A 20,349-nucleotide genomic window follows, 5' to 3' on the forward strand; every position below is an offset into this window, starting at 1 on the left:
CGGGCCAGGAAACGCAAATAAACTTCAGAAAAGGAAGGTGATGGCGCGCGGCAGGACGGCAGCAGCGCGCCGCCTGGCGCGCTCAGCGGCGTGGCGGGTTGGAGTAGATATCCTGGCCGACTTCGTTGATCTGGCGGCGCAGGTCGCGCCGTTCGTCAGGCGTCATGCGGCCCGTGCGGCGCGAGGAATCGGCGCCTTCGCTGGCGCGGCGCTGCTCTTCGACACGGGTGTCGAAACTGCGTGCGTCACGTTGTTCACGGATGCGGGTATCATTGGTGCGCTGTGGCTGTTCGTAGCGCTGCGCTTGAAACTGCTGCTGGTCGTCGCGGCGCGGCGGCTGCTGTGCCTGCGCCTGGGCCAGACCCGTCAGGAATACACAGCACAGGACGAGCGAAGACAGCAGCGCAGGCACGGCACGTGCGGTGATTGTTGCGCTGGGAGCGGCGTGAATTTTTTGACTGATGATATTCATTGAGTTCCTCTTCCGCGATGCCGTATAAACATAAAGCTGAATTCCACTGTGGCCCCAGTGTATGATGCTTTACACAGTGCAGTAAGAGTAATTGGGTAAAGTTTGTAACAGTATGTAATGGGTCGCAACAGCCACTTGCCGACACCGCGCCAGGCGTTACTATGGCAACCAATATAAGATAACACGACATTCCAAATGACCACAACCTCCACTTCCGGCAGCAATACTACAACGCAATCGATCCATGGCCATCAAGCCAAAATCATGGTAGTCGATGACGATGTGCGTCTGCGCGACCTGCTGCGCCGCTACCTGACCGAGCAGGGCTTCAATGTCTTCACGGCCGAGAGCGCCACGGCGATGAACAAGCTGTGGCTGCGCGAGCGCTATGACCTGCTGGTGCTCGACCTGATGCTGCCCGGCGAAGACGGCCTGTCGATCTGCCGCCGCCTGCGCGGCGCGGGCGACCAGACGCCGATCATCATGCTGACCGCCAAGGGCGAGGACGTGGACCGCATCGTCGGCCTGGAAATGGGCGCCGACGATTACCTGCCGAAACCGTTCAACCCGCGCGAGCTGGTGGCCCGCATCGGCGCCGTGCTGCGCCGCAAGGGTCCGGACGAAATCCCGGGCGCGCCATCGGAAACGCCGCAGACCTTCGAATTCGGCGACTTCGTGCTGGACCTGGGCACGCGGACGCTGAAGAAAAAAGGCGAAACCGTGCCGCTGACCACCGGCGAATTCTCGGTGCTGAAAGTGTTTGCCCGCCATGCACGCCAGCCGCTGTCGCGCGAAAAGCTGATGGAACTGGCGCGTGGCCGCGAATACGAAGTGTTCGACCGCAGCCTGGACGTGCAGATCTCGCGCCTGCGCAAGCTGATCGAACCCGATCCGTCGAGCCCGCTGTTCATCCAGACCGTGTGGGGCCTGGGCTACGTTTTCATACCGGACGGACAGCCGCGCTGATCGCTGGCGAGGCTCGATGAAACTTGTTCCCGATATCAGCCTGGCACGGCTGAAAAGCGGCCTGTTCTGGCGCACGTTTTTGCTGCTGGGTACCTTGACCACCGTCAGCATGATTGCCTGGATCGGCATGATTTCCGTGATCCAGCGCGAACCGCAGGCGCAGCAGATTTCCGCCCAGGTCATTTCCGTGGTCACCATCACGCATGCGGCGCTGACGCACTCGGCGCCCGAGCTGCGCCGCGAACTGCTGTTCGAGCTGGTCAGCAACGAGGGCATCCGCATCTTTCCGCTGGAGGATGACGACCGCATCGATCCGCCGCCCGACAATTACCTGATGCCCGATATCGAAGCGCTGGTGAAAGCCAAGCTGGGCAGCGACACGCGCTTTTCGGCGCGCGTCAACGGCGTGGCCGGCTTCTGGGTCAGCTTCAAGATCGACGATGACGAATACTGGCTGATGCTGGACCGCGAACGCCTGCGCGGCCTGACCGGCTTCCAGTGGCTGGGCTGGGCCAGCCTGGTCTCCCTGCTGTCACTGCTCGGCGCGGCCATTATTTCCAGCCTGATCAACCTGCCGCTGGCGCGCCTGACGGTGGCCGCGCGCGCCATCGCCCAGGGCAAGCAGCCGGCGCCGCTGCCGGAAAAGGGCCCGATCGAAATCATCGAGGCGAACCGCAGCTTCAACCAGATGGTCGACGACCTGCAGCAGGTGGAATCGGATCGCGCGGTGATTTTGGCCGGCATCTCGCACGACCTGCGCACGCCGCTGGCGCGCATGCAGCTGGAAGTGGAAATGGCCAACCTGTCGGACGAAGCGCGTGAAGGCATCCAGTCCGATATCGGCCAGATGGACGACATCATCGGCCAGTTCCTCGACTACGCCAAGCCGACCGAAGCGTCGAGCTTCACGGACGTCGACCTGAGCGGCCTGTTGACCGACCTGGCGCGCGAAGCGATGCGCCTGCCCGACGTGAAGCTCACCACCGCGATCGCCGAGGGCGCGCACGTAATGGGCAATCCGACCGACCTGCGCCGCGTGCTGAACAACCTGATCGAGAATGCGCGCCGCTACGGCAAGACGCAGGGCAGCGAGTTTACCGAGATCGACATCGCCTGCCAGCTCAAGGGCAGCAATACGGCGCGGCGCGTGATCATCGATGTGCAGGACCACGGTCCCGGCGTGCCGGCGGAGAAGATCGAACAGATGCTCAAACCGTTTACACGGCTCGACACGGCGCGTGGCCAGGCCAATGGCGCAGGGCTGGGCCTGGCCATCGTCGAACGCGTGCTGCTGCGTCACGGCGCCGAACTGCAGGTGCGCAACCGCACCGGCGGCGGGCTGGCGTTCCAGATCAGCATACCGGCGGCGTAACTGCTGGTGGTGGTGTCGGATTACGCGCTGCGCGCCAATCCGACCTACGCGGCGACCGCAGCGAAGGCAGGTCGGATTAGCGGCGAAGCCGCGTAATCGGACAACATTGTTGACGCCAGCGGTGGCGTCGGGTTACGGCCTGTGCAATCTGCCCGGTCTGCATGTCACTGCACCAGCAACTTACTCATCAACAACTCCGTCGCCCCATACCCGTACAGCGAATCGCTTTCCAGCCCCGGCGTGTCGAACGGCACGGATTCTTCGCGGTCCAGCTTGGCCGGGTCGGCGTCGGCGTAGGTGGCGCGCCAGGCGCGCTGCAGGGATTCATTGCGGCGGATAAAGGATGGCATCGACCAGAGATTGCGGTCCCAGTGCGCGCTGTCGCCCAGCATCGGCCAGCGTTCGTTCAGCAGCGCCATGTCGCCCGTGCGCAGGCGGCGTACGGCCTGTTCCGGCCGCAGTGTTTCCAGCTCGTCCAGTGACGGCAGCACGTCGCGCCTGGGGCCGAACATATAGGCCAGCATGATGCGCCCGGCCGGCGCGGTGCGCGCCACCACGCCGACGGCATGGCCGCCGCCTGGCAAGGGTACGGCAAACCAGCTGCCCTCGCGGTATGGCAATGACTTCATTGTGTTTACTCCCAAAATCGTATTCGCGCCACAGTCTACGCGAGAGCTCACCAGCACGGCGCATGGTACGGCATTACTCTATCTTCTCGTCATAGTGAAATTGCGCCACGATCGGCCCGGCCTTGAACAGTGCTTCCTTCATTTCCTTGTCCAGCCGCACGTCGCGCCGGCGCATCCATTCGAACAGCATGGCCGCTTCGCGGCGGCTGGTGTCGCCCGCATGTGCCAGCACGCGGCGCAGCTCGGGGTCGGTGCAGGCTTCAAAACGCTGCGTATTGGCGTCCAGCGCCTGCAGCGCGGCCACCAGCGTGGCAATCGCGCGGTGCATGTCCAGCGCGGTGGCCGGCAGGCCGGATTCTTCGAGGGGCAGATGGGACATGCTTTTTCCTTTGTATGCGTCGGTGTGCGCTGCATTTTCCACCGCGCGCCTGAAAATCTCAAGCGGCAAAACACGCCGTGCGCGATGTTCGTCCATAATCAGGTTCAGATACACACCAGCAACGGGAGAGACATGCACAATTTCGACTTCTACAATCCGACCCAGATCCTGTTCGGCCAGGGCCAGATCGCCGCCATCACCAGGCTGATTCCGCCCGGCGCGCGCGTCCTGATGACCTATGGCGGCGGCAGCATCAAGCAGAACGGCGTCTACGACGAAGTGCGCGCGGCGCTGGTCGGCCATACGGTGATCGAGTTCGCCGGCATCGAACCGAATCCCAGCTATGAAACGCTGATGCAGGCCGTCGCGCTGGTGAAAAGCGAAGGCATCGATTTCCTGCTCGGCGTGGGCGGCGGTTCGGTGGTCGACGGCACCAAGTTCATCGCGGCGGCGGCCCTGCGCGATGGCGAGGCGTGGGATATCCTGGAAAAAGGCGGCAAGATCATCGATGCCGCCCTGCCCTTCGGCACCGTGCTGACCCTGCCTGCCACCGGCTCCGAAATGAACGGCTCGGCCGTCATCACGCGCAAGGCCACGCAGGAAAAGCGCTCGTTCATGAGCCGCAAGGTGTACCCGAAATTTTCCGTGCTCGACCCATCGAAAACCTTTACCCTGCCGCTGCGCCAGGTGGGCAACGGCGTGGTCGATGCGTTCGCGCACGTGATGGAGCAGTACCTGACGGCGCCCGTCAACGCCTCGGTGCAGGACCGCTTTGCCGAAGGCATTTTGCTGACGCTGATCGAGGACGGCCCGAAGGCCTTGTCGCACCCGGACGACTACGACGTGCGCGCCAACGTGATGTGGTGCGCCACCCTGGCCCTGAACGGCCTGATCGGCGTGGGCGTGCCGCAGGACTGGTCCACGCACGCGATCGGCCATGAACTGACGGCCCTGTATGAACTCGACCATGCGCAGACGCTGGCGGTGATCCTGCCCAGCATGCTGCGTGTGCGCAAGCAGGCCAAGCGCGCCAAGCTGCTGCAGTATGCGGCGCGCGTGTGGGGCCTTGATGGCGGCGACGAAGACGGCCGCATCGAAACGGCGATCGCGCGCACCGAATATTTCTTCCGCCATATGGGCGTCAAGACGCGCCTGGCCGACTACGGCCTGAACCACGCCAGCGTCGACGCGGTGATCGCCGCGCTGGAAGCGCACGGCATGACGGCGCTCGGCGAACAGGGCGAAGTCACACTGGCGGTCAGCCGCAAGGTGCTGGAACTGAGTCTGTAGACTGTTGTAAAGCCGCCCGGCGTTGCAGACAGCGGGCGGCGGTTCATGTTAAGCTATCAATTCGCTAGGGGTCCTGGAGCTGTTGTCCGGGTGAGATATACCCTTCGTACCTGATCTGGATAATGCCAGCGAAGGAAAGCGCAAAGTACCTCCCTCCTTTGATAGCTCCTGCGCTGGCGCCAGCCGAACAAGCAGCCTGCCGTTCTCTCTGATGTAACGGCTTGAACCACGAGCAATCATGTCCACACCGAATCTGTCTGTCTCCATCCTGACCCTGGCCATCGCACAGGCGTTTGCCACGCCGGCCTTTGCCGCCAACAATGCCGTTGACGCCGTTGATACCGCTCCAGCCAGCATGGCCGAAGTGATCGTTACCGCCAGCAAGGCCCCGGCCGCCCAGCGCGCCTCGGTCGGCGGTTTTTCCGACGCGCCGCTGCTGCAAACGCCAGCCGCCGTCACCGTCATTTCGCAGCAGACCATGCAGGACCTGCAGATCCGCAATACCAGCGACGCCGTTCGCCTCGACGCCAGCATCAACGACGCCTACAACGCCGTCGGTTACGCCGAGCAGTTCTCGATCCGCGGCTTCAAGCTCGACAACAATTCCAGCTACCGCAAGGACGGCATCGCGATTCCCGGCGACACCCAGATCCCGCTGGAAAACAAGGAGCGCATCGAAGTATTGAAAGGCCTGGCGGGACTGCAGGCGGGCATGGCGGCGCCGGGCGGCGTGATCGACTTTGTCGTCAAGCGGCCCACCGCCACCCCGCTGCGCACGGTTACCGTCGAAGCGCGCGAGCGCGGCACGCTGTATGGCGCGCTGGACCTGGGCGGCCGCCTCGAGGACACGCGCTTCGGCTACCGCGTCAACGTGGCAACCGAACGCCTGCGCTCGCAGATCAAGGGCGCCGACGGCAACCGCAAATTCATTTCGGGCGCGTTCGACTGGCAGATTTCGCCCCAAGCCTTGCTGCAACTGGACGCCGACTACCAGGACAAGTCGCAGGTCACCGCGCCAGGTTTTCAACTGCTGAACAACACCACGCTGCCGACCCATGTCAGCGCCGACACCCTGCTCAACCTGCAGCCATGGACGCGGCCGGTCGACACCATCACCAGCAACATCGGCCTGCGCTTCCAGTACGCGTTCAACGACAACTGGCACGCCACCCTCGGCGCCAACCAGCACTCGTTCAAGCGCGACGACTACACGGCGTTTCCGTATGGCTGCAGCGCGCAGGATCTGTACCCGGGCTTCTGCGGCAATGGCGACTACGACGTGTACGACTACCGCAGCCTGGGCGAAACCAAGAAGCCTTTGAGCGCGCAAGCCATGATCCAGGGCAAATTTGCCACCGGCAGCGTGCGCCATGACCTGACGGCCGGTGTCGCCACCTTCCGCCGCAAGGACCGCGCTGGCCGCTATGTCTACGATTACGCCGGCACCAGCAACATCTACAACCCGGTCATCGTCGATATCTCGAACGGCGTGCAAGGCCCCGTGCGCCAGACGCGCAACGACAAGGAAAACTCGGTCTTCGTGCAGGATATCGTCAGCTTGTCCAACAACTGGAAACTGCATGCGGGCCTGCGCCATATCGATGTCGACGGTTTTCAATATGTGCTGAAGGCCGACCCGAGCGTGGCCGAAGTGCGCGCCAAACACGCATTCCTGCTGCCGAACGTGGCGCTGGTCTACAACCCGCTCGACAACGTGGCCGTGTACGGCGCCTATTCGCAGGGCATGGAACACGGCGGCACGGCCGACCGCAAGGCGGCCAATGCGAATGAAGAACTGTCGCCGAGCCGCTCGAAACAGATCGAGTTCGGCGTCAAGGCCGACATCACGCCGGACCTGATGCTGGCGGCCAGCCTGTTCCAGATCCGCAAGGGCCTGGAATTCCAGAACGCCGGCAATTATTTCGTGCGCGCCGGGCAGGCCCAGCATCGCGGGCTGGAACTGTCGGCGCAAGGCAAGGCCAGCAGCGATTTGAGCGTGGGCGTATCGGTCACGGCCCTGCACAGCCAGCAGTCAAACACGGGCGAGGCCTCGCTGGACGGCAAGCGCGTGCCGAACGTGCCGTCCCTGAAAAGCGCGGTACACCTCGATTACCGCGTGCCGCAGGTGGCGGGCCTGTCCGTCAACGGCAGCTGGGAATATGCGGGCAAAAAGGCGTTCGAATTCAGCAACAACACCTTCGTGCCGGCGTATCACGTGGCCAGCGTGGGCGCCGCTTACGTCATGCGTATCGCCGGCAAGCAGGCCGTGCTGCGCGCCACCGTCAACAATGTGTTCGACAAGTTCTACTGGCGCGACGTGACGCCGGAGTCCGACGGCTACCTGTTCCCGGGCGCCAGCCGCACGGTCAAGGTGTCGGCGCAGTTCGACTTTTAAGCGTCTGACAGCAGTTGATCGAGCAGCGGCATGGCTTGCTCCATGCGCTGCTCCAGCTGCCCGTGCAGGATATGGTGGGGGATGCGGCGCGCCGCCAGTTCATCGAGCAACTGCCGGTAGATCAGCTGGCGCACGGCCTCCGACTCGCGTTGCAGGCCGTCCGCCACCCATGGCACATCGGGCGCCGTCACCAGCGTCAGGTCGTAGTGCGTGCCGGCAGCCAGCGCGGCCAGCTGCGCGTCTTCGCCGCCGAAGTAATGGCGGCTGTACAGCACCGTCATCAGCGGCGTGGTATCGCAGATCAGCACGCCGCGCGCCAAAGCGCTTGCTTCGCGTTCGCGCGCGACCTGGGTGCTGGCGATAAAAAACTGATCCTCGGATACCGGCACCCTGCCCCGCGTCTCGACAAATTCACGCAGATATTCGGGCACCCACACGGTGCCATGGCGCTCGGCCAGCGCAGCGGCCAGCGTGGATTTTCCCGACGACTCGGCCCCCAGGATGGCGACCCGCAACAGCGCACGCGTCATTTGAGAACCATCGCGCCGGGCGCAGCCGGCGCCGCCTTTTTCCAGGCCAGCAGGCCGATTGTCGCCATCACCACGAACACGGCATACAGGATGGCGGTCAGGGACAGGTCCTTGTAAACATACAGGCCCACGTACAGGATATCGACCACGATCCAGACGACCCAGTTTTCGATCTTCTTGCGCGACAGCAGCAGCTGGCCCAGCAGGCTGCCGGCCGTCAGGAAGCCGTCCGCATGCGGCACGTCGGTATCGGTGGACGTCAGCAGCCACGAGATCAGCAGGAAGCCCGCCAGCCAGGCAGCGGCGCTGCCCAGCCAGCCGCGCGGCGTGAGCCAGGTCACGGGCAAGGCCGGCGCGCCGCTGGTCGGATGCAGCCATTGATACCAGCCCCAGGCGGAGATGGCGATAAACAGCAGCTGCAGGCCCATGTCGCCATACAGGCGCGACTCGAAAAACACGAAACCATAGGCGGCCGACGAGATGATCGCAAACAGCCAGGCCCAGGGATTCTGGCGGATATTGAGCGCCACGTTGATCAGTGCGAGCACAAAGGAAATCAGTTCGAGCGGCGTGGTGGCAAAACCCAGCAGGAGAAGCGTATCGTTCATGAGCTTGGAAAGTGTGGCGGCTGAGTCTGGTGGCGCAGTATGCAATACCAGGCTTGAATAAGCAAGAATCGCCGCCCCGAGTCCCCTATTCCAGGCGCACTTGGTTGAAACCGCTGCGCGCCGCCCGGCTCAACGTGTACCGCACGATCAGCTTGTGAAACGGCCGTATCAAGAAGATGTAGGCGCGCCCCAGCCAGTTGTGGCAATGCACGGCGCTGGCCAGCGTCACGCTGCCGTGCGGACCGCCAGCCGTGCTGCGCAGCATCGACAGGCGAAAGTCCAGGTGGCTGTCATCCTCGCCGACGACGATCTCATTGGCGGTCACGGCATAGATGCGAAAAATGCCGACCCGCCCGCCTTCGCCATTGCGCAGCTGCTGCGCCGTCTTGATGCCGAAGCGCGCCACGATGGCGTCGCGCAGCACCATCAGCTTTTGCGCCCAGCCCGGCTGGTTGCCAAACAGCGTGTGCGCCAGGCTTTCCATGTCCATGCCGGCCGCGTGCGCGTTGGGCAAGGCGACGACATAGGCATCGGCCAGGTCGCTACCCGGATACAGTGGCGCGATGGACGCGTGCGGCGGCAAGCCTGCCTTGCGCGCCCTGAGTGTGATTGCTTGCATGGCGATCTCATGTGTGCAGTGATAACATGGCTATCATACTCATAAATCAGACAATGTAAACAGCGATAACTTATGACCACAGCCAGCAACAGCTACCATCACGGCAACCTGCGCGAGACCCTGATCGCCGCCACCATCGCCCGGCTGGCGCGGCAGAACGATGCCACTATCTCGCTGCGTGAACTGGCGCGCAGCGTGGGCGTCTCGATCGCTGCCGTGTACCGCCATTTTCCCAGCAAGGAAGCGCTGCTGGCCGAGGTGGCCGCCGCCGGCTTTGCCGCCATGCGCCGGAAATGGGATGCGGAACTGCCGCCGGAGGGCAGCCTGCCGGCGGCCGAGCGCTTTCAGCTGCTGGGCCAGCAATACATCGAATTTGCCTTGAGTGCACCGGCCCACTACCGGCTGATGTTCGAGCACCAGGATGTGCGCCAGTTCCCGGTGCTGCTCGACGCCGCGCACGCCTGCTTCGCCTACGTGCTGCAAACGGCAGGCGCGGCCGTGCGCGAGGCCGGCGTCGACATGCGCTGGGAACGCGCCGCCGCCAGCGCCGGCTGGTCGCTGGGACACGGCTACGTGATGCTGCTGCTCAGCGGCCGGCTGGAGATGATCGATGGCGGCAAGGAGCTGTCGCCGGCACTGGTGCCGCGCTTTTTCCAGCTGCCGGTGGAAGCGTTGCTGGAGCAGGAGCGCCAGCCATGATCGACAGGCTGGAAGATATCAACTGGTTCAGCGCGCTCGGCACCTTTCAAGCCCGGCCAGGCCAGATTGCCCTGCCCAACCTGGATGCCTGGGACAGTGCCCGCATGGCGTGGCTGCCCACCTCGCGCGACCAGCCCGATCCGGTCCATGGCGACGCGCTGACGGCTCTGCTGAAACAGGCCGGCATCGCTTACCTGCCGGAAGTGATGGCAAACTACAAGCTGGCGCTGCATTCCTTGCGTTCAGTTCCGGACCGGCTGATCAGCGTGGCAGCGCACGACTACACGCCAGCGGCCATCGGCGCGGCGCTGTACTGCGTGCGCATGGCCAGCCTTGAAATGCTGGCGCAGCGGCAAGGATTCTGGTGCGATGCCCTGGCGCTGTACCGCGACGGGCACTGGCCGTGCGGGCGGTTGGCAGACAGTACGCTGATCGTGTATTAGCACCCGGTATATGGATGGCCGGTTGCGCCGTTAAATAAATAATTCTCCTGAGCGAAATAAAACCAAATTTCCTTTTAAATAATGTTGCCAAATTTATTCCCTCATGGCAAAATCAAAATAGCGAATTTTCACTTTCAATGCATGGCCATTTGAATGATCGGGATGCCGATCGGCAACCATGCATAGGACAGCAATATTGAAAGTGCATCTCGTTTTTTATTTTTCCGGGAGATTGAATGCGTCAATTAGTATTTGTAGCTGCCTTGCTGGCCGCCGGTACCGCTCATGCGGATTGGAAACCACGCATCACTTCGCAAACCCTGACCACCACAATTCATTATGGCGGAGGCGCACTTTCTTATTCCGTGCCAGGGGATCAGTTCAATCCGGTCACCAATTTGCGCGGAAAAATGAATGATATTCCGCGCACCTTGCGCGGAGCGCTGGACCAATTTATCAGCAGTAACGTGCAACAGTTTGGCGCCACATTCAGCTCCAGCTCGCTAGAAGGTGATCTCGACATTCTGATCGCGCCACAGGAGTCCGGTACCACGCTGACGACATTCAGTGGCCTCAGTTACAGGGTTACCACGCGCTTTACTGGCAGGAAATTCGGTATTTTGAGTTACGACTGCTACAACACGACAGAACTGAAAGACATCTCCATCACCGCGCAATTGGGCGGCCCCGGTCGCTCCGACAGTGTCAAAATGACGGCATCGCCGACTTCGTCGACCAACTGCGATGCGAATATCGGCATCGTTCCGCTATTCGGCGATTTTGTAATTAACAAGGTTGAGGGTATTGTCGATGGCGCCGTGCTCAGTAAAGTCGCCAGCGCCATCAGCGAGTCGCACCAGTATCTGTACTTATTACCTGAAACAAACTGGCTGAATGTGCTGGTACGGCCCGAGCACCAGATCCAACTGCCAAATGGGAATTATTTCAAGATCGGCGAGAAAGTTCATGAATATGTTCCCGCCATGATCAGCAATAGCACGCTGCGTGTCAAATTCGGCAAGGGCGCCAATGTAGCGGGTCTGTACGATGCCGTAAATCCGGGTGCGCCAATCATGATGGGCGATGTCCTGACAATCGCCGTGGCGTCCCCGGTCCTGCCGTTTTCGATCGTGCTCAGCGAACAGGCCGAGGTCGACTGGAGCTGGGTCTGCCAGCTCGACCGCCCTCCTTCCGACTTCGACTGCTATCCTCAATAAGCATTCTGCAATCAATGCCGGTTCGATCCGGACATGAAAAACCGCGGTAGCCGAACAGGGATACTGCGGTTTTTTTATCAGCACGTCTTCCATATTGATTACAGCGCATTGCGCTCTCCATCGCCGCCGCGTTGCCTTACCCAATATCGGTGATGGCTGCCTCCAGGAAGTGCCATGTCACGTCTTCGTCCGGCAAATCCAGCATGACCGGGCAGGCCTGGCCGCAAGCGCAACTCGGCAACGGTTCGGGCCGCGCCACCTCGCTCAGCAAGCCGCGCGCCGCGCGCGGCTCCACGGCGCCGTGGTTATGCCGTATCGTCAGGCAATGCTCCCAAGTCACGCCGCCATAACGACTCTTGCCATCGGCATCGAGTACGTTGAAATGGCGGAACTCTTCGCCGTTGCGCAGCAGCTGGGCCGCCTGCGTCAAACCCTGTCCTGGGGCAGGTCGCCAGTACGCGGAAAATGGCGCAAACGCTGCATCGCTGTGCAAACCGGTGGGCTGCAGCGCATAGTCGGCGGCCAGGAAATATGGCTCTTTTGAAAGCGACGCGGTGCTTGGCTTTGGGATGGCGGGTGGCGGGCTGACGCCCATGGCGGCGTCGAGCAGGCTCTTTCTTTGACCATCCCAGGGCGGCAAATCGGCCGGCGGCAGTGGCAAGATTTTATCGAGGTTCGGAAAGCGTCGATTGGGTTGAAGCCGAGGGCACGATTAAGTACGGCATAACGTTCACCGCGGGCCTTGTCAATGAACGGCACCAACATATCGGACATTAAAAGGATGGCTGAATTCTATCGAAAGGTCGCGTGCGCACTGTGCGCAACCCAAGCGGACACCTTCATGTAAAACTTTTAGTGCACGGTCTTTTGTTTCTGGCGTCGGATGATCGCCAATTATTGTGCCATCTGCAGCTCTTGGCGCAGCATATAAATAATATAAATCATATGCCGCTGGCCCATAACCTTGGGCAACCGCACATTCCAGCATTTTGGTCGCTATAAGAATGTTGCCCCACATATCAATACCAGGAAGATCCTCTCCAGCCGTCAATTTTTCGCCGAGAACCCCCATCGCCTGTGGATTTCCCATCTGCGCCGCCTTCTGCCAGAAGGCATAAGCCCGGGTGATATCGCCGTTGACTCCGGTGCTGTTAGCATAATACGTTCCCATCCGGTCATAGGCCGCCGGCATGCCCAGCAGCATCGCCTTTTCCACCAGTTGAACCGCCACTTCATTGCCGTTTAAAGGATCGCGCCCTTCCACATACAGGCTGGCCAGATTGAGCATCGCCTTCCAGTGCAATCGCTCCGCCGCTCGACGCGTCAGATCGACGATTTTTTTGCAGTCGCGGTCTTCCACGAAAGTTTCAGGATCTTCCAACGCACGTGCTGCGAGAAACCAATCCTCGGCTTGGGCATCAATGGGCGGTACCTTGCTTGCCTCGATTTCACAGATAAAATCCGCGACATGGGGATTAAAAAGTGGCAGGCTTTGGTTACGTGGCAACACTTTGTCCCCAGGTCATGCTAACCATGGTGAACGCCGGCACATTGACGGAACTCAAACTAGTTTCCCATACGCAAAAAAGCCGCACCGGCCAGACGGCGGATGCGGCTTGCAATTCAGCTGGAAGAATTACTTCTTCGCGGCCTTGTTGGACTGCGCTGGCTTCGGATACTTGATCGTCATTTCCGCCAGCAGGTTGTCGGCATGGTCGACTTCTTTCATGACCCACAGCATGTAGCGGATATCGAGGTGGATCGCGCGCGTGATGGCCGTGTCGAAGTACCAGTCCTTGGTGATCGATTCATAGGTCGAATCGAAGTTCAGGCCAATCAGCTCGCCACGCTTGTTCATCACGGCCGAGCCGGAATTGCCGCCCGTGGTGTCGGCGCTGGTCAGGAAGTTGACCGGCACGGTGCCCAGCACCGGATCGCGGAACTGGCCGTAGCGTTGTTCCTTGACGGCGTCGAGCAGGCCTTGCGGTGCCTCGAACGGGGCCTTGCCGGTGACTTTTTCGACGATGCCTTCGACGGTGGTGAACGGTCCCTTGGACAGGCCATCGCGCGGCGAGTACGGCGAGACGGTGCCATAGGTGACGCGCAGGGTCGAGTTGGCGTCCGGGTAAACCGGCTTGCCTTGCGACTGTTTCCACGCAATCACGGCCTGCATGTATTGCGGAATCACGCGTTCCAGGTTGCCGTCGATTTCCTTGCGGCGATCTTCCAGCGACGCGGCCACCGGCTGCAGCCTGATGGCCAGTTGCACGAAGGCATCGTCGGACTGCTCGAAGGCCGCCTGGTCTTTTTCCAGCCAGGCCAAACGCCTGGCGGTGTCGGCCAGCTGCGTCTTGGTGTACAGCGCGGCCACGGCGTTCGGCGCCGGCAGCAATGCGTCCAGGCCTTGCGGATGGCTCTTCGCGGCCAGCGCGGCATAGCGCTTCAGGCCCGCTTCAAAACGCGCCTGGTCGACCTTGTTGACGTACGACTGCTCCAGGCGCGCCAGGCGGGCCTTGATGAACGCCAGGTCGCGCTGCTGGTAGCCCGATTCGCGCTCGGCGTCCGGCTTCTTGCTTTCCTGCGCGTAGCGGTACAGCGAACGCGCGCTTTTCAGCAGGTCGCTGTTGGTGGCCACCGACCAGGCAAACTCTTCGTCGCTGAGTGCCATGTCGCTGGCGATCGCCGCGTCCAGTTCGGCCAGCAAGGTCGGCGACACGTTCGGCTGTTTCGCGTACCAGGCGCGGAACTCGGCGTCCTGCACGTCCTTGATGGCGGCGATATCCTTGCGCGCAAAGCCGTCGAGCAGGCCCTGGGTTTTCTTCAGCACGTTGTTGATGCTTTTCACCACGCTGGCGTAACGCACGGCGGCAGCGGCGTCGCCGGCGGTGGCGTCAGCCATCACGGCCAGGTCCGCCTGCAGTTCGCTGACCTTCAGCGGGAAGGCCGAATCGCGCGCGTAGCGGATTTCCGATGGCAGCTTGTAGCGGCTGGTGCGTCCGGGGTAGCCGGCCAGCAGGATGCCGTCGCCATTCTTGATGCCTTCGGCCGACACCACCAGGAAGTCCTTCGACTGGTAGGGCACGTTGTCGGGCGACGGATCGGCCGGGCGGCCATCCTTGCCGACGTAGGCGCGCAGGAACGAGTAGTCGCCCGTGTGGCGCGGCCATTCGTAGTTGTCGATATCGCCGCCGAAGTTGCCGATCTTGTCCGACGGCGCGTACACCAGGCGCACGTCGCGTATCATCATCTGGCGGATGCGGTAGTACTCGAGGCCGCGGTGGAAGGCTGGCACCGAGCAGCGGTACATCTTGTCCGTCTCGCATTCGGCGATCAGGTCCTTGATGCGTTTTTCCACCGCTTCATGGCGTTCGCGGCCGCTCATTTGCGCCGTCAGGCCCTTGAGCACGCGGTCGCTGACATTTTCCACCTTGTCGGTGACATACACCAGGCTGTTCGGGCCGCCCGGCAGCTCGGCTGCGCGGGTCTTGGCCAGGAAGCCGTCGGTGATGTAATTGTGTTCGGGAGTCGAATTGCGCTGTACCGCGCCGTACGCGCAATGGTGATTCGTCACCACCAGGCCGGCGTTCGAGACGAACGCGGCGGAACAACCGCCCAGCGAGACGATGGCGCTCATCGGATGCTTGCTCAAATCGGCCAGCTTTTCAGCGGGGATCTCGATGCCGACACGCTTGAGTTCGGCTTTCAGCTGTGGCAGCTGGTGTGGTTGCCACTGCCCTTCGTCAGCGTGTACGCCGGCGAACGCGCCCATCAGGGCGACTGGTAACACGATAGTCTTGAACAAGGTATGCCCTCCATAAAAAGCAGGCGAAAGTATAGCCTGTCCGGAGGGCATGAGTCGTCAAAAATTGTTTTGCTGCATTTTTTGTATCAACCACGCGTCTCAGGGCGGCGCCTGCAGCGGCACGCGCAGCCATAGCCGGCAACCGGTTCCAGCCGGGGGCGCGCCGATCTCGACCTGGCCGTCGAGCGCGCGCACCCGTTCGCGGATGCCGATCAGGCCGAAGCACTGCTTCTTGCGCTGCTGCTGCGCCGTGATGCCGACGCCATTGTCGCTGATGCTGACATACACGGCGCCGGCGTCCGCGCTGAATTCAATCGCCACATTGCTGGCCCGTGCATGGCGCATCACGTTGCTGAGCGCTTCCTGCACGATGCGAAACAGCGCAATCTCGGCCTGGCCGCCGATGGCGGCGAACACCGCCTCGTCGCGGATGTGCAGCTGGCAGGCGATGCCGCTGCGCTTGCGAAAATCCCCCACTTGCCACTCGATCGCCGCCTGCAGGCCCAGGTCCAGTGCCATCGGCCGCAATTCGTTCATGATGCCGCGCACGCTCCTGATGGTGGTGTCGATATTGCCCAGCACCGTGGAGACCTTGCCGTGCAGCAGCGGATGCGAACCTTGGGTACGCGCGCTGAGCATGGAGATATCGATGCGCAGCGCCAGCAGGTTCTGGCCCAGTTCATCGTGGATATCGCGCGAAATGCGCTTGCGCTCGTCTTCCTTGACCGTTTCCAGGTGCAGCGCCAGCTGGCGCAGCTGCGCGTGCGACTGGCGCAATGCGCCGTCCATCAGCTTGCGCTCGGTGATATCGGTATGCGACACCACCACGCGCAGCGGACCGTCGCCAAGGAAACGGCTGACCTTGGCCAGCCACCAGTGCGGTCCGGCAGCGGTGGCAAATTCATATTCGAGCGCAAAGGCATCGGCCAGGCCGTCGATCACCGTGCGGATGCCGTCCGCCAGCTCCAGCCCGGCGCCGCCATGCCAGCGCGGATCCGTCTCGCAAAACCGCAGATACTGCACATGGCCGGGCGCATGGCCGGCAAAATTGAGGCAGGCCTGGTTGGCGTGCACCAGGCCGCCATCCTGGTCCAGCACCAGCACGCGGTCGGACAGCGAATCGATGGTGGCGTGAAAGAAGCGCTCGGCGTCACGCAAGGCTTGCTGTGCGCTTTCGCGCTGGCGCACTTCCTGCTGCAGATGCAGGTTGGCGCGCAGCAGCTCGCTGGTGCGGTCGACCACGCGCTGGTCCAGCTCGCGGTGCAGTTCGCGCAGCGACGCTTCGGCCAGCTTGCGCTCGGTAATGTCGGAAAACACGCCCACAAAATGGCTGGTGGCGCCATCGTCGGCGCGCATCGGCGTGATCGACAGCGATTCGACAAACCGCTCGCCATTCTTGCGGCGGTTTACCAGCTCGCCATACCAGCTGCCGTCGCGGTTCAGGCTGTCCCACATGGCCGCATAAAACTGCGGCGGATGGGTGCCGGCGCCCAGGAAGGCGGGATCGCGCCCGATGGCTTCCTCGGCCGGGTAGCCGGTAATGGCGGTAAAGGCGGGATTGACGGAAATGATGCGGTTGCTGCTGTCGGTCACCATCACGCCTTCGCGGATGGTATCGAGGATCACGAAAGCGCGCCGCAGGGCCGACTCGCGCGCCAGCTCGTCGCCCAGGTCGTTGACCAGCATGCGCACGCTGGCGCTGTCGGCGTCAAGGTTGGCCTCGATGCGCACCATGCCGTTACTGCCGCGCCCCTGCCGGTTGAACAGCGGCACTTCGAGCACCTGGCGCGCGCCGCTATCGAAGACAGTATCGAGAAAGCGGCGAAAAGCGCCCTGCGCCTGGGGCGCGATGAATTGCTCGAAGAGCAGGCCCAGCAACTGCTGTCTGTCCCGCTGCAGCAAGGCGCCGGCAGCCATGTTGACACGCGTAATCACCGCGTGGCGGTTCAATGAAAAGTAGCTGACCGGCGCCTGCTCGTACAGCCGTTCATAGTGTTCCAGGCTGCTTTCGTATTCGTTCTTGAGCTGCTGCAGTTCGGCGATGGCGACGCTTTGCATCTCCAGCTCGATCTGGCTGACCTGCAGTTCGTGCAGCTGGCGCAGCATGTCGTCGTCCGACAGCGATGCCGGCAGCACCAGGCCTTGCTCCAGCGCCAGTTGCTCCGCCTGCTGGCGCAGTTGCAGATTGGCCGCATCGCTATCGAACGGCCTGCTCAAGACAGGCCCCCGTCGGACTCCTTGCTGATCTTGACGCCGGATTGTATCTGGCGCAGCTGGGCTTCCAGCAGCTTCGATTCGGTAATGTTAATGAAGGTGACTACCACGCCATCGATCACGTTTTCCACCGTGCGATACGGCATGATGCGCACGTTGTACCAGCGCCCCGTCTTGGTCGGCACCTGGCGTTCGGAAAACACCAGGCTGCGGATGACTTCCTGCGCATCCGCTTCCAGGCCGGGATAGTCGAGATCGTTGACGATGTCGCTGAGCGGGCGGCGCAGGTCGGTCTGGATCAGCTTGTAGATCTGCGTGGCCGGCGCCGTGAAGCGGCGGATACGCAAGGCGCTGTCGAGGAAGATGGTGGCGATATCGGTACTGTTGAGCAGGTTCTTCATGTCGCTGTTGACCAGCGACAGATCGTCGACCTTCGACTGCAGCTCGGCGTTGACCGTATACAGTTCTTCGTTCAGCGACTGCATTTCTTCTTTTGACGTCGTCAGTTCCTCGTTGGTCGATTGCAGCTCTTCGTTGGTCGACTGCAGTTCTTCATTGGCCGATTTCAGCTCCTCGCGCGAGGTCTGCATTTCATCGCGCACCGCCTGGATTTCATTGCGCGCCTGCGCCAGCTGCTGCTCCAGTTCCAGCACCTTGGGGTTGGGCGAACGGCCGCGGCGTGATTCGGGTACCAGCGGCACGCTGGAAAAGGTGATGAAGACCATGCCGCGCAGCGACTCGGGCTGGCTCAGCGCTTCTGCCGTCATGTCCACCCCCAGCGACTGGCCCGCATGGTCTTTCACCACCAGCCCCCTCATGCGCACCATCTCTTCGCTTTGCAGCGCCTGCTTGATCAGCCCCGGCAATTCGTAGCGCAAGCCGTCGCGCGCCATCGCATGGATATTCCAGTTGGCCTTGCCGGCCGCCGGCTCCAGGAACGCGCCCGTGCGGCCGTTGATGTACAGGATGTCGCCATCCTGGTTCAGCAGCGCGGCAGCCGGCGAATATTTCTGAAGCAGCAGCTGCTCCACATGGGACTGAATCTTTCCTGTCATGCTGACTTCTCTCGTGTCGCTGGGGATGGGGGGATGGGTGGCGGAAACCTTGGTCGGAAAATACGTCGGCAGGCGCTGGCGCGCCAAATTGTCGAGCCGGCGGTACAGCCGCGTCGAGGTGGTCAGGGGCACGAACAGGTCGGAAAAATGACCGGGCGTATCGGCGCTGCCCAACAGCAGCACGCCGTCACGGTTCAGGGCATAGTGGAACAGCGGGATCAGGCGCTGCTGCAGCTTGGCGTTCAGGTAGATCAGCAGGTTGCGGCAGCACAGGATGTCGAGCTTGGTAAACGGCGGATCCGAGATGATGTTTTGCTGGGCAAAGATGATCATGTTGCGGATCTCTTTCTTGATCAGAAATTCATTCTTGTCCGCAAAGAAGAACCGTTCCATGCGTTCGGCCGACACATCGCTGACGATACTTTTTGAAAACCGCCCCTGGCGCGCGCGGTCGATCGCGTCGCCCGACAGGTCGGTCGCAAAAATCTGCAAGCTGTACTTCGACGGCGGATTGACATTCGCCACTACTTCATGGAACACCATCGCCAGCGAATACGCTTCCTCGCCGGTGGAACAAGCCGGTATCCAGGCCTTGAACGTGCGCCCTTCCGGATTGGCTGCCAACAGCTGCGGCAAGGCCACCATCTTCAGGTACTCCCACACTTTCTGGTCGCGGAAAAAGCTGGTCACGCCGATCAGCAGTTCCTTGAATAATAAATCGATTTCAGCCGGATTGTCGCGCAAATACGGCACGTACTCGTCCATCGTCGCCATCTGGAACAGGCTCATGCGCCGTTCGATACGCCGCAGCACGGTATTGATCTTGTAGTCGGAAAAGCTGTTGCCCGTATGGTCGGACAACAGGGTGACGATTTCCTGCAGGCTGTTGCGCGACTCCGGCTCCGCGCCGGGCAGATTCAGGAAATTGCTGCGGAACAGATAATGAATGATCTTGGCCGGCATTTTTTCCGGATAATCGATCAGGTCCACCACGTCGGAGGAAATCGCGCTTTGCGGCATCATGTCGAACTTGGCCGTATCGGGATACTGCGCCAGGGTCAGGCCGCCTGCCTGCTTGATCGCCTGCATGCCCCGCGTGCCGTCGCTGCCCATGCCGGAAAAGATCACGCCGACGGCCTGTTCGCCTACCTGCGTCGCCAGCACGTCAAAAAACGTGTCGATCGGCAGGCGGTGGCCGCGCGCCTGCTGCGGCGCGCTCAGCTGGAAGCGGCCCTTGGCCAGACCCAGGTCGGCATTGGGCGGTATCACATAGATCTGGCCGGGACGCACCGGCATATGGTGCGCGATCTCGGAGACGGGAATGCTGGTGGTGCGCTGCAACAACTCGGGCAGCATGGCCTTGTGCGTGGGATCGAGATGCTGGATCACCACATAGGCGATGCCGCTATCCGGCGGCACTTGGGTGAGGAAGGCAACGATGGGATCGAGTCCGCCTGCGGAAGCGCCGATCGCCACCACGGGAAAGTCGATGGCGGGTGTCTCGGGCGTATTGCTGCGGCCGGCTTTGCTGCGATTATTGATTATCATCTTCTGCAAGACACCGGCCCGCGCAAAGTTTCCGCAGGCAGGTAATTGGTAATCTTGCATTTTAGCACCCGACAAAGTCCGGCCCAACTGTTGGCAGCCCGCCTGCCCCGT

At 61.9% G+C, this 20,349-nt stretch carries 17 protein-coding genes, 1 pseudogene and 1 riboswitch; of the genes and pseudogenes, 7 read left to right on the forward strand and 11 right to left on the reverse strand.

The window, feature by feature from the left end; translation table 11 throughout:
• Window positions 1-82 precede the first annotated feature (82 nt).
• Complete coding sequence (locus tag RTQ46_RS02140) at window positions 83-472, reverse strand: hypothetical protein (RefSeq protein ID WP_312434309.1); 390 nt, start codon at window positions 470-472, stop codon at window positions 83-85.
• Between the two features lie 264 nt (window positions 473-736).
• Here RTQ46_RS02140 and ompR point away from each other — a divergent pair, with 264 nt between their 5' ends.
• A complete protein-coding gene (gene ompR, locus RTQ46_RS02145; RefSeq protein WP_254926594.1) occupies window positions 737-1,438 on the forward strand; it encodes a two-component system response regulator OmpR in 702 nt (233 codons plus the stop codon).
• 16 nt (window positions 1,439-1,454) lie between these two features.
• Window positions 1,455-2,810, forward strand: coding sequence for an ATP-binding protein (locus tag RTQ46_RS02150; protein WP_312434311.1), 1,356 nt, complete (start codon window positions 1,455-1,457; stop codon window positions 2,808-2,810).
• Between the two features lie 164 nt (window positions 2,811-2,974).
• Here the strand turns inward: RTQ46_RS02150 and RTQ46_RS02155 are convergent, their stop codons facing one another.
• Together RTQ46_RS02155 and RTQ46_RS02160 are read right to left on the reverse strand one after the other, a co-directional pair.
• Window positions 2,975-3,439, reverse strand: a complete 465-nt coding sequence (locus tag RTQ46_RS02155) for an Imm26 family immunity protein (RefSeq protein ID WP_312434312.1) — start codon at window positions 3,437-3,439, stop codon at window positions 2,975-2,977.
• Window positions 3,440-3,512: 73 nt separating this feature from the next.
• Window positions 3,513-3,818 carry a hypothetical protein gene (locus tag RTQ46_RS02160; protein WP_312434313.1) on the reverse strand — a complete coding sequence of 102 codons (306 nt, stop codon included), beginning with the start codon at window positions 3,816-3,818 and terminating at the stop codon, window positions 3,513-3,515.
• 132 nt (window positions 3,819-3,950) lie between these two features.
• Between RTQ46_RS02160 and RTQ46_RS02165 the strand changes: the two genes are divergently transcribed.
• The gene (locus tag RTQ46_RS02165) at window positions 3,951-5,108 is read left to right on the forward strand and encodes an iron-containing alcohol dehydrogenase (RefSeq protein WP_312434315.1); all 1,158 of its coding nucleotides are present in this window, start codon (window positions 3,951-3,953) and stop codon (window positions 5,106-5,108) included.
• 56 nt (window positions 5,109-5,164) lie between these two features.
• Window positions 5,165-5,262, forward strand: a riboswitch (TPP riboswitch).
• A gap of 84 nt (window positions 5,263-5,346) precedes the next feature.
• Window positions 5,347-7,503, forward strand: a complete 2,157-nt coding sequence (locus RTQ46_RS02170) for a TonB-dependent siderophore receptor (protein WP_312434316.1) — start codon at window positions 5,347-5,349, stop codon at window positions 7,501-7,503.
• Here the strand turns inward: RTQ46_RS02170 and RTQ46_RS02175 are convergent.
• The 3 genes from RTQ46_RS02175 to RTQ46_RS02185 form a co-directional block, all read right to left on the reverse strand.
• The gene (locus RTQ46_RS02175; RefSeq protein WP_312434317.1) at window positions 7,500-8,033 is read right to left on the reverse strand and encodes an ATP-binding protein; all 534 of its coding nucleotides are present in this window, start codon (window positions 8,031-8,033) and stop codon (window positions 7,500-7,502) included. The two genes, RTQ46_RS02170 and RTQ46_RS02175, sit on opposite strands and share 4 nt — an antisense overlap.
• Window positions 8,030-8,641 carry a nicotinamide riboside transporter PnuC gene (gene pnuC / locus RTQ46_RS02180; protein ID WP_312434318.1) on the reverse strand — a complete coding sequence of 204 codons (612 nt, stop codon included), beginning with the start codon at window positions 8,639-8,641 and terminating at the stop codon, window positions 8,030-8,032. The genes RTQ46_RS02175 and pnuC overlap by 4 nt, the downstream gene beginning before the upstream one ends.
• Window positions 8,642-8,726: 85 nt before the next feature.
• The gene (locus RTQ46_RS02185) at window positions 8,727-9,260 is read right to left on the reverse strand and encodes a DUF2867 domain-containing protein (RefSeq protein WP_312434320.1); all 534 of its coding nucleotides are present in this window, start codon (window positions 9,258-9,260) and stop codon (window positions 8,727-8,729) included.
• Between the two features lie 72 nt (window positions 9,261-9,332).
• Here RTQ46_RS02185 and RTQ46_RS02190 point away from each other — a divergent pair, with 72 nt between their 5' ends.
• From RTQ46_RS02190 to RTQ46_RS02200, 3 genes are all read left to right on the forward strand, one after another.
• Entirely contained in the window at window positions 9,333-9,959 is a 627-nt protein-coding gene (locus RTQ46_RS02190; RefSeq protein WP_312434322.1) for a TetR/AcrR family transcriptional regulator, read from the forward strand.
• Complete coding sequence (locus RTQ46_RS02195) at window positions 9,956-10,402, forward strand: hypothetical protein (RefSeq protein ID WP_312434323.1); 447 nt, start codon at window positions 9,956-9,958, stop codon at window positions 10,400-10,402. The genes RTQ46_RS02190 and RTQ46_RS02195 overlap by 4 nt, the downstream gene beginning before the upstream one ends.
• Window positions 10,403-10,638: 236 nt before the next feature.
• Window positions 10,639-11,619 (forward strand): hypothetical protein, encoded by a 981-nt coding sequence (locus RTQ46_RS02200; RefSeq protein ID WP_312434325.1) that lies wholly within the window; start codon window positions 10,639-10,641, stop codon window positions 11,617-11,619.
• A 136-nt stretch (window positions 11,620-11,755) separates the two neighbouring features.
• On the opposite strand, the pseudogene RTQ46_RS02205 reads toward RTQ46_RS02200, so the two are convergent.
• From RTQ46_RS02205 to RTQ46_RS02225, 5 genes and pseudogenes are all read right to left on the reverse strand, one after another.
• A pseudogene (locus RTQ46_RS02205) lies at window positions 11,756-12,295 on the reverse strand (hypothetical protein); the annotation flags it as partial.
• A gap of 69 nt (window positions 12,296-12,364) precedes the next feature.
• A complete protein-coding gene (locus tag RTQ46_RS02210) occupies window positions 12,365-13,129 on the reverse strand; it encodes a tetratricopeptide repeat protein (RefSeq protein WP_312434327.1) in 765 nt (254 codons plus the stop codon).
• 126 nt (window positions 13,130-13,255) lie between these two features.
• Window positions 13,256-15,421: a S46 family peptidase gene (locus RTQ46_RS02215; RefSeq protein WP_409518287.1), complete on the reverse strand. Its 2,166-nt coding sequence runs from the start codon at window positions 15,419-15,421 to the stop codon at window positions 13,256-13,258.
• Between the two features lie 99 nt (window positions 15,422-15,520).
• Complete coding sequence (locus tag RTQ46_RS02220) at window positions 15,521-17,638, reverse strand: PAS domain S-box protein (RefSeq protein WP_312434328.1); 2,118 nt, start codon at window positions 17,636-17,638, stop codon at window positions 15,521-15,523.
• Window positions 17,635-20,238 carry a chemotaxis protein CheB gene (locus RTQ46_RS02225; protein WP_312434330.1) on the reverse strand — a complete coding sequence of 868 codons (2,604 nt, stop codon included), beginning with the start codon at window positions 20,236-20,238 and terminating at the stop codon, window positions 17,635-17,637. Before RTQ46_RS02225 ends, RTQ46_RS02220 begins: the two co-directional genes overlap by 4 nt.
• Between the last annotated feature and the right edge of the window lie 111 nt (window positions 20,239-20,349).

Origin of the sequence: Janthinobacterium sp., assembly GCF_031995485.1 — a bacterium.
Classification (GTDB): domain Bacteria; phylum Pseudomonadota; class Gammaproteobacteria; order Burkholderiales; family Burkholderiaceae_D; genus Janthinobacterium.

Bases quoted from the DNA above. Each gene is read 5' to 3' on its own strand.
- RTQ46_RS02190 (WP_312434322.1), top strand. From the start codon at position 9,333: ATGACCACAGCCAGCAACAGCTACCATCACGGCAACCTGCGCGAGACC.
- ompR (WP_254926594.1), top strand. From the start codon at position 737: ATGGTAGTCGATGACGATGTGCGTCTGCGCGACCTGCTGCGCCGCTAC.
- RTQ46_RS02195 (WP_312434323.1), top strand. From the start codon at position 9,956: ATGATCGACAGGCTGGAAGATATCAACTGGTTCAGCGCGCTCGGCACC.
- RTQ46_RS02175 (WP_312434317.1), bottom strand. From the start codon at position 8,033: ATGACGCGTGCGCTGTTGCGGGTCGCCATCCTGGGGGCCGAGTCGTCG.
- RTQ46_RS02160 (WP_312434313.1), bottom strand. From the start codon at position 3,818: ATGTCCCATCTGCCCCTCGAAGAATCCGGCCTGCCGGCCACCGCGCTG.
- RTQ46_RS02155 (WP_312434312.1), bottom strand. From the start codon at position 3,439: ATGAAGTCATTGCCATACCGCGAGGGCAGCTGGTTTGCCGTACCCTTG.
- RTQ46_RS02200 (WP_312434325.1), top strand. From the start codon at position 10,639: ATGCGTCAATTAGTATTTGTAGCTGCCTTGCTGGCCGCCGGTACCGCT.
- pnuC (WP_312434318.1), bottom strand. From the start codon at position 8,641: ATGAACGATACGCTTCTCCTGCTGGGTTTTGCCACCACGCCGCTCGAA.
- RTQ46_RS02170 (WP_312434316.1), top strand. From the start codon at position 5,347: ATGTCCACACCGAATCTGTCTGTCTCCATCCTGACCCTGGCCATCGCA.
- RTQ46_RS02140 (WP_312434309.1), bottom strand. From the start codon at position 472: ATGAATATCATCAGTCAAAAAATTCACGCCGCTCCCAGCGCAACAATC.
- RTQ46_RS02165 (WP_312434315.1), top strand. From the start codon at position 3,951: ATGCACAATTTCGACTTCTACAATCCGACCCAGATCCTGTTCGGCCAG.
- RTQ46_RS02150 (WP_312434311.1), top strand. From the start codon at position 1,455: ATGAAACTTGTTCCCGATATCAGCCTGGCACGGCTGAAAAGCGGCCTG.
- RTQ46_RS02185 (WP_312434320.1), bottom strand. From the start codon at position 9,260: ATGCAAGCAATCACACTCAGGGCGCGCAAGGCAGGCTTGCCGCCGCAC.
- RTQ46_RS02225 (WP_312434330.1), bottom strand. From the start codon at position 20,238: ATGATAATCAATAATCGCAGCAAAGCCGGCCGCAGCAATACGCCCGAG.